Origin of the sequence: Sulfurovum sp. (genome assembly GCF_015493435.1) — a bacterium.
Taxonomy (GTDB): domain Bacteria; phylum Campylobacterota; class Campylobacteria; order Campylobacterales; family Sulfurovaceae; genus Sulfurovum.
On the sequence record NZ_WGDD01000021.1, the window covers coordinates 1 to 3,586 of the forward strand.

A 3,586-nucleotide genomic window follows, 5' to 3' on the forward strand; every position below is an offset into this window, starting at 1 on the left:
ATATCTCTGGTCACTTTTTCTTCGAGTGAATACGGGCTGAGGGTATAGGTTCCGGGAAGATCGAGCAGCGTGACTTTTTCTTTTCTGTAGGTAAATTTTGCCTCTTTTTTTTCAACCGTGACACCGGGCCAGTTGCCTACTTCCAGATCACTTTTTGCAATGGCATTGATCAGTGCCGTTTTACCGGTATTTGGATTACCGGCAAATGTAATACAGATCAAGAAAGTCCCTTTCTTTCAGGGTATTTGGTCCGGGAAATCATTTCAACCTCTATTTTTTGGGCATCTTCCTTGCGCAAAGCAAGCTGTTCATTTCCTATTCTGATCTCGATAGGATCACCCAATGGAGCGACCCGTACGGTCTGTACCGGCTCACCGCACAGTACACCCAGCTCCATCAGACGGTCTTTAAGCCCACCAAGATCACCGATCGATTTGATGATCGCATTTTGCCCCGTCTGCAACTCGCTCAGTTTCAAAATTTCTCCTGCTTGCCATCAATTTCTTCTGTTGCCAAAAAATTCCAGCATCATAATAAAGAGGTTGATGAAATCAAGGTAAAGTGCCAGTGCGCCGACGATCGCTACACGGCTTAAGCTTTGTGAACTTTCATCTGCCATTGTTTCACCCATGGCTTTGATCTTCTGGGTATCATAGGCGGTGAGTCCGACAAATATGATCACACCGATCACACTGATCCACCATTCGAACATAGGACTTTGCAGAAAGAAGTTCACAACAAGCGCAATGATGATCCCTATGAGTCCTGCAAAAAGAAGATTGCCCCATGAACTCAGGTCTGTATCGGTAAAATAGCCGTAAAGGCTCATCACGCCAAAAGTCATGGCCGCGATGAAAAAGGTCGTGACTATCGATGCTTCCGTGTACACAAGGAAAATACTTGCCAGTGTCATACCGTCCACGACAGAGAACAGAATGAACAGGATGCGTGCTGTGGAGACATCCATTTTGTTGATACCTGCCGAAATGGCAATAACAAGCCCCAACTCTATGAGAAAAAGCACCCAGATCATGTAGGGATTGCCAAAAATCAAATGAAGCAATGCCGTACTGTGAATGACCATAAACGCACTGAGCCCGGAGATAAGAAGGCCTATCATCATCCAGTGATAGACCGAATTCAGAAGGACATTGCTGTCTGACCTGCTGAGATGCGTTGCATAACTGTTATTTTGCATATTTGTTCCTTATAAAATATTAACCAACTGGTTAGTTAATTATATCTCTAATTTTTTTAATATTTTCTGAAAGAATATTTTATTTGAAAAATTTGCCATCGTTACTGCTCAAAAAATCTCTTATGGTTCTCCCTGATACCCTATTTCAATATCAAGGGCATCGAATAATGTCAGAATGTTCTCATCCAGATCTGCATTTCCCATAATGACCCTGTCCGTGTGGATAGAGAGCAGATAGGCGATAAGCCTGAACGCTTTTCCTTTAGGTGCATCGAGCGCAGGGTTTTTAACCAGCTTCTGGCTTACCTGCTGTTCATCCTGTGTGACATGGGTGATTTCCAGCCAGGTGGTACGGCCAAAATGGGTACTTAAATGCTTTTTGTCTTCGTCAAGCAGTTTTACAATGGTTTCATACGGCGGATGCTCCGGTTCATAGTGGATAGTGACAGCTTCCAATGATGGTATTTTTCGGTGCAGTTCATTGACTACTGCATCGATACTGCTGTGCGCTTTCGCCGCATTGACCTCCGCAACGTTCAACTCGATATCGGCAAAATAGACGCTGCCTGATTTGCGTACATTCAGTCGTTTGATATTGGTAATATCCGGCTCCGTCATCACTATTTTACGGAGGGTATCGTTCATTTCTATATCAGCTGCATCCAGTAGCGATAAAAGTCCCTCTTTTAGGACATCATACGCACCTGCGAGAATCATTATAACAATAATAATGACAGCTGCTTCCTGCGCATAGGGGATTTCGTAGTGATGGGCTGCCAGACCGATAACAACGATGAACCCTGCCCCAATGTCACCCAGCCAGTTGATGGCATCTGCTTTTACCCCCGGAGACTTCAGACGCTGTGCGGCTTTAAGTTCAAAAAAGTAAAAGATGAACTGGACCAGAATGATCGCCAGTATGAAGCCTATGGTCGTCCAAACTTCCCGGGGTGTTTCTATCCCTGCTTCAAAAAAAACCGAATTGACGATCTCGTATCCCGCGTAGAGAATGCCCAGACCGCCAAGAACCGCTGCCAAGTCTTCGAGTTTGTGCAGTCCGTAGGGAAAACGTTCCGATTTGTGGGCAGCAAAAAAGAGTGCAAGGAAAATAAGCAGCGCCCCGAACACATCAGAAATGGAATGAATGCCGTCCGCGACAACGAGGGTGGAACCCATCATCCATCCCCATCCCAGTTTGGCCGCGGCCAGTGCGGCATTGAGCAAAGTGGAGGCAAAGAGCCAGCGCTGTTTTTCGTCGGTTTTGCGTATGTGGCTAATCATTTTATTCCCATTATTTAAAATTGATATTTTTTCAAAAGCATATCCAATTCAGTATTTTCCAGAATACCTACATGCCTATACACTTCCTTTCCGTTTCCGTCAAAAAAGATTTGTGTCGGTATCATCATGACCTTTAATGCTGTTGCTGCCTCCCGCTCTTTCTTGACATTAATGAACCTGATAAGATAGCCGGGATGCTCTTTGCTGAGCGCATAAAGCCTTTTTCCCATCGTACGGCAGCTCCTGCACGAATCCGATCCTACTTCAAACAATACGGGCTTGCCTTTCCCTACAACTGATTTTGCCTGTACAAACGGTGTTGCTTCCAGCATGGGGCGCCCATGCATCTCTACTGCGTTCAAGCCCAAGGTGAGCGCTATACCCAAAATCATACTTTTCTTCATTTTTTTCTCCTAAAATTGTAAATACGCTTCATAGTAAAAATAGGCACCAAACCCCAGTAAAAGCAGTGCAAATCCTTTGTTAAGCCAGTCTGAAAGTTTTACCATCGTTTTGCTTGAGGTAACACTCTGGGCAAAACCGACCGAGACACCTGCCGCAAGCAGCAGCAGAGAGTGGCCGAGTGCGAAGGTAAGAATGAGCCCGTAGGCATAGACATACCCGCTGCTGCCGGCCAGGGACATAATGGCAAAGAGCGGTGCCGAGGCACACGGTGTACTGACCAGTCCGAAGATCAGGCCGATGAGCAAACCGCCGAAAAGCCTGTAGCGTACCAGCCTGTGGATGATAGCCGATTTATCGACCTCTCCCAAATAGCCGAAGGCATACAGAGCGATGAGAATGCTCAGCGTACCGGCGGTAAAGTAGGCCCACAGGGGTGCAATGGAGAAAAAGCCTCCGAACTTTGCCACGACCAGCCCCAAAATGGAAAAGCTTACCGCTACACCCAAAGCAAAAAGTGCCGTGAACGCGTAGGTATAGAGCACTTTTTTTCTGCCTTCAAGGTCTTTGTTCAGGGCAACCGCACTTCCTACAAGCAATGGTACCGCGACCAGAGAACAGGGAGCCGCGGCCGTAATGCTTCCCGAAAGAAAAGCCCCTGCAAAGACCAGCCAGGAATTGGACTCAAGCAAATGGGCAATGAAC

At 46.4% G+C, this 3,586-nt stretch carries 6 protein-coding genes; all 6 read right to left on the reverse strand.

Annotation, left to right across the window (positions count from 1 at the left end):
- Window positions 1-221: FeoB small GTPase domain-containing protein (locus F8L24_RS03310; protein ID WP_294951721.1), on the reverse strand; the 221-nt coding region annotated here is incomplete at its 3' end.
- Window positions 218-478, reverse strand: a complete 261-nt coding sequence (locus F8L24_RS03315) for a FeoA family protein (protein ID WP_294951723.1) — start codon at window positions 476-478, stop codon at window positions 218-220. The genes F8L24_RS03315 and F8L24_RS03310, both read right to left, overlap by 4 nt.
- Window positions 479-496: 18 nt before the next feature.
- Window positions 497-1,198: a Bax inhibitor-1/YccA family protein gene (locus F8L24_RS03320; protein WP_294951726.1), complete on the reverse strand. Its 702-nt coding sequence runs from the start codon at window positions 1,196-1,198 to the stop codon at window positions 497-499.
- Between the two features lie 120 nt (window positions 1,199-1,318).
- Complete coding sequence (locus F8L24_RS03325; protein WP_294951729.1) at window positions 1,319-2,479, reverse strand: cation diffusion facilitator family transporter; 1,161 nt, start codon at window positions 2,477-2,479, stop codon at window positions 1,319-1,321.
- A gap of 14 nt (window positions 2,480-2,493) precedes the next feature.
- Window positions 2,494-2,883 (reverse strand): thioredoxin family protein, encoded by a 390-nt coding sequence (locus tag F8L24_RS03330; RefSeq protein ID WP_294951734.1) that lies wholly within the window; start codon window positions 2,881-2,883, stop codon window positions 2,494-2,496.
- 9 nt (window positions 2,884-2,892) lie between these two features.
- The coding region (locus F8L24_RS03335; RefSeq protein WP_294951737.1) for a cytochrome c biogenesis protein CcdA at window positions 2,893-3,586 on the reverse strand (694 nt) is incomplete at its 5' end.